5 protein-coding genes are annotated in these 4,864 nt (G+C 64.3%); all 5 read left to right on the forward strand.

Annotated features, from left to right (window positions below; genetic code table 11):
- A partial coding sequence (locus HP546_RS25820) for a sensor histidine kinase (protein WP_256678536.1) occupies window positions 1-568 on the forward strand: 568 nt, incomplete at its 5' end.
- A gap of 8 nt (window positions 569-576) precedes the next feature.
- Entirely contained in the window at window positions 577-1,209 is a 633-nt protein-coding gene (locus HP546_RS25825) for a response regulator (RefSeq protein ID WP_172231335.1), read from the forward strand.
- A 244-nt stretch (window positions 1,210-1,453) separates the two neighbouring features.
- A complete protein-coding gene (locus tag HP546_RS25830; RefSeq protein WP_172231338.1) occupies window positions 1,454-1,927 on the forward strand; it encodes a MarR family winged helix-turn-helix transcriptional regulator in 474 nt (157 codons plus the stop codon).
- 30 nt (window positions 1,928-1,957) lie between these two features.
- Entirely contained in the window at window positions 1,958-3,151 is a 1,194-nt protein-coding gene (locus tag HP546_RS25835) for an HlyD family efflux transporter periplasmic adaptor subunit (protein WP_172231341.1), read from the forward strand.
- On the forward strand, window positions 3,148-4,683 hold the full coding sequence (locus tag HP546_RS25840) for a DHA2 family efflux MFS transporter permease subunit (protein ID WP_172231344.1): 1,536 nt from the start codon (window positions 3,148-3,150) through the stop codon (window positions 4,681-4,683). The genes HP546_RS25835 and HP546_RS25840 overlap by 4 nt, the downstream gene beginning before the upstream one ends.
- The last annotated feature ends 181 nt before the right edge of the window (window positions 4,684-4,864 follow it).

Raw genomic sequence — 4,864 nt, forward strand, 5'->3', positions numbered from 1 at the left:
CCGCGAGCGGGTCGGGCAGGGCCTGCAGCGCATCAGTGAGCAGGCCACCCACGCCGCCGAAGTGATCCGCCGCCTGCGCGCGTTTCTGCGCAAAGGGCCGCGCCGGCTGCAGGCATTGGACATGGCCGAGGTGGCTGGCGAAGCAATGCGCCTTTGCGCCTGGGAAGCCGCGCGTGATCAGGTGGCCGTCGAGTTGCGCATGAGCGCGCAGTTGCCCTTGGTGTACGCCGACCGGGTGCTGCTGGAGCAGGTGCTGCTCAATCTGCTGCGCAACGCCATCGATGCCAACCGCGAGCAGCATGGCGAGCGGCCCTCACGTATCCTGCTCGGCGCCGTGCGCGAAGGCGACGGTGTGCGGGTCGAGGTGGCCGACCAGGGCCCGGGCGTGGCGCCTGGGCGGCTGGATGACATCTTCACGCCATTTACCACCAGCAAGGCCGACGGCCTGGGCTTGGGTTTGAGCATGAGCCGCAGCCTGATTGAAGGGTTTGGCGGCAGCCTGTGGGCGCGGGCCGGTGACAACGGCGGCCTGGTACTGTGCTGCCGGCTGGCGGTGAGCAGGGGATAAAGGGGGTAGTGGTGCAAGCGAAAGTGTATGTGGTCGATGACGACCAGGGGATGCGTGATTCGACCGTATGGTTGCTGCAGTCAGTGGGCCTGCAGGCCTTGCCGTTCGCCAGTGGGCAGGCGTTTCTCGACGCCTGTGTGGACGATGGGGCGGCCTGCGTGCTGCTGGATGTGCGCATGCCGGGGCTGGGCGGGCTGGCCGTACAGCAGGCCATGCGCGAGCGCGGCTTGGCGCTGCCGGTAATCTTTGTCAGCGGCCATGCCGATGTGCCGATCGTGGTGCGTGCGTTCAAGGCTGGCGCCTGCGACTTCATCGAGAAGCCCTACAGCGACCAGTTGTTGCTCGACAGCGTGCAGGCCGCACTGGAGTCCGCCGAGCGGGCGCGTAAGTGCGATCAGGCGCTGGCCGAGGTGCAAGCGCGCATCGACGGCCTGACGCCGCGTGAGCGTGATGTGTTCGTGCCGCTGGCCCAAGGCTTGAGCAACCGCGAGATTGCAGAGCGGTTGGGCGTCAGCGTGAAGACTGTGGACTTGTACCGGGGGCGGGTGATGAAGCGGTTGCAGGCCACCAGCCTGGCCGAGCTGGTGGGGATTGCGATTGCTTGCGGGGCGGTCGAGGCGTTGGGCCTGCGAACCGTGTAGGAGATCCCAAAAGAACTGATGCTGGGTGCACCGCGTACCTTGCGGGAGCGGGCGCGCCCGCGAAGAATCCAACGCGGTGCATGGCACCGGCTGCGCCGGTGTTCGCGGGCACGCCCGCTACCACAGGCCTCTCCAGGGCTGCGTAGGGCAAATATCATGAAATTTTGCATAGCTAGCTAATCAAGGCTTTGACATTCACTGCCTAGGCAGTAATATTTGTACACAATTACCCGAGCAGTCCCTGATGGCCCATTTCTCACCCGAAAACTTCCAGACCTGCGCCATCGGCATGTTGCTTGGCCGCGCGGCGATCCTCAAGGACCGCATCCTCGACTGGCACCTCGAATCAGAGGGCGTCACTGCCGCGCAGTTCAAGGTGCTGATCATCGTCACCCAGTATCAGGTGGACACTCCGGCCGAGCTGTGCCGCTACCTCGGCCTGGACAGCGGTTCGATGACCCGCATGCTCGACCGCCTCGAGCAGAAGGAGCTGATCGTGCGCAACCGCTGCGCCGATGACCGCCGCCAGGTGCGCCTGGCGCTCACCGCCGACGGCCAGCGCCTGGCCGACCGCCTGCCGGAAATCGGCGCTGCGGCCATGAACGAGCTGTGCGGTGTGCTGCAACCCGAGGAGCTGAAGACCCTGGAAGGCCTGCTGGCCAAGGTGCTGCTCGGCGCTGGCGACCCTTTGACGATCCGCCGCTTCGGCGACCGTTGAACCCTGTCACGAATTATTCAAGGTATTGTCATGGCCACTTCCGCAGACACTCAAAATCCCCCCGCCGCACCCGAGCCGTCGCGCAAACGCAAGGTCTGGCTGCTTGGCCTGCTGCTGCTGATCATCGTTGGCGGTGTCGGCGTCTGGGCCTGGTACAGCCTTGTTGGGCGCTGGCACCAGAGCACCGATGACGCCTACGTCAATGGCAACGTGGTGGAGATCACCCCGCTGGTCACCGGCACCGTCACCAGCATCGGCGCCGATGACGGTGACCTGGTCCATGCCGGCCAGGTGCTGTTGCAATTCGACCCGGCCGACAGCGAAGTGGCCTTGCAGTCCGCCGAAGCCAAGCTGGCCCGCAGCGTGCGCCAGGTGCGCGGGCTCTACAGCAATGTCGACTCGCTCAAGGCACAGCTGGAGACGCGCCAGGCAGAACTGCGCAAGGCACAGCAGGACTTCAATCGGCGCAAGGTGCTGGCCGACAGCGGTGCGATTGCCGCCGAAGAGCTGTCCCACGCTCGCGATGATCTGAGCGTGGCCCAGGCCGCCGTCAACAGTGCCCGCCAGCAACTGAGCACCAGCAGCGCGCTGGTCGACGACACGGTAGTGTCCTCGCACCCCGAGGTGATGGCGGCTGCCGCCGACCTGCGCCAGGCTTACCTCGACCACGCCCGCACCACCCTGGTAGCGCCGGTTACCGGCTACGTCGCCAAGCGCACCGTGCAGCTGGGCCAGCGCCTGCAGCCAGGCACTGCGACCATGGCGGTGATCCCGCTGGACCAGGTGTGGATCGACGCCAACTTCAAGGAAACCCAGCTGCGTGACATGCGCATCGGCCAGCCGGTCGAGATCAGCGCCGACCTGTACGGCAGCGAGGTCAAATACAGCGGCACGGTCGACAGCCTGGGGGCCGGCACCGGTAGCGCCTTTGCCTTGCTACCGGCGCAGAATGCCACCGGTAACTGGATCAAGATTGTCCAGCGCGTGCCGGTACGCATCCACCTCAGCCCCGACCAGCTCAAGGACCACCCGCTGCGTATCGGCTTGTCCACCGTGGTGGAAGTCGACCTGCACGACCAGAGCGGCCCGACCCTGGCCCAGCAGCCACCGCAGCAGGCCAGCTACACCACCCAGGTGTATGACCGTCAGCTGGTCGAAGCGGACAACCTGATCGCCCGGTTGATCCACGAAAACAGCGCAACCGGCAAGACGGCCCAACGATGAGCAACAATGCTGCGGCCCAGTTCACGCCACCGAGCCTGCTGCTGACCACCATCGGCCTGTCGCTGGCGACCTTCATGCAGGTGCTCGACACCACCATTGCCAACGTCGCCCTGCCGACCATTTCCGGCAACCTGGGGGTGAGTTACGAGCAGGGCACCTGGGTTATTACCTCGTTTGCTGTGAGCAACGCCATCGCCTTGCCCCTGACCGGATGGCTGAGCCGGCGGTTTGGTGAGGTGAAGCTGTTCATCTGGGCCACGCTTCTGTTCGTGGTGGCCTCGTTCCTGTGCGGCATCGCCCAGTCGATGCCTGAGCTGGTGGGCTTTCGTGTGTTGCAGGGGGTGGTTGCCGGGCCGTTGTACCCGATGACCCAGACGTTGCTCATTGCGGTGTACCCGCCCGCGAAACGGGGGATGGCCCTGGCGCTGCTGGCGATGGTCACGGTGGTGGCGCCGATTGCCGGGCCGATCCTGGGGGGCTGGATTACTGACAGTTACAGTTGGCCGTGGATCTTCTTCATCAACGTGCCGATCGGCCTGTTCGCTGCCGCTGTGGTGCGCCAGCAGATGCGCTCGCGGCCGGTGGTTACCAGTCGCCAGCCGATGGACTACATCGGGCTGCTGACGCTGATCATCGGCGTTGGCGCGCTGCAGGTGGTGCTGGACAAGGGTAACGACCTGGACTGGTTCGAGTCGTCGTTCATCATCATCGGCAGTGTGATTTCGGTGGTGTTCCTGGCGGTGTTCGTGATCTGGGAACTCACCGACCGGCACCCGGTGGTGAACCTGCGGCTGTTCGTGCACCGCAACTTCCGGGTGGGCACCATCGTGCTGGTGGGGGGCTATGCGGGGTTCTTCGGCATCAACCTGATCCTGCCGCAGTGGCTGCAGACGCAGATGGGCTATACGGCCACCTGGGCGGGTCTGGCGGTGGCGCCGATCGGCCTGCTGCCGGTGATCATGTCGCCGTTCGTGGGCAAGTATGCGCACCGGTTCGACCTGCGGGTGCTGGCGGGGCTGGCGTTTCTGGCGATCGGTGCCAGCTGCTACATGCGGGCGGGCTTTACCAGTGAGGTGGACTTCCAGCACGTGGCGTTGGTGCAGCTGTTCATGGGGATTGGTGTGGCGCTGTTCTTCATGCCGACGTTGAGCATATTGCTGTCTGACCTGCCGCCGCACCAGATTGCCGATGGCTCCGGGTTGGCAACTTTCCTGCGTACCCTGGGGGGGAGCTTTGCGGCGTCGTTGACGACCTGGATCTGGATCCGCCGGGCGGACCAGCACCATGCGTACCTGAGCGAGAACATCAGCCAGTTCGACCCGACTACGCGGCATACGCTTGAACAACTGGGTGGGGCAAGCCCGCAGAGTTATGCGCAGCTGGAGCAGATTCTCAACGGGCAGGCATACATGATGTCGACGGTGGATTACTTCACGTTGATGACTTGGGTGTTTGCGGGGTTGATATTGCTGGTGTGGTTTGCCAAGCCGCCATTTACGGCCAAGGCGGGGCCGGCTTCGGCGGGGCATTGATGGGTATGCTGCGGCTTTGAAGCTTGAAGCTTGAAGCTTGAAGCTTGAAGCTTGTGCGCCGGTTTTGATGCAGCGAACAGTCCATTTGCGATGGCGACGCTTACTCACCTTTTCGCCCTTACGGCGAGTCACTTTTTTTCTTGGAAAAAAGTAACCAAAAACCGCTCGCTCCCATCATCCG

Origin of the sequence: Pseudomonas sp. CM25 (assembly GCF_013179705.1) — a bacterium.
Classification (GTDB): domain Bacteria; phylum Pseudomonadota; class Gammaproteobacteria; order Pseudomonadales; family Pseudomonadaceae; genus Aquipseudomonas.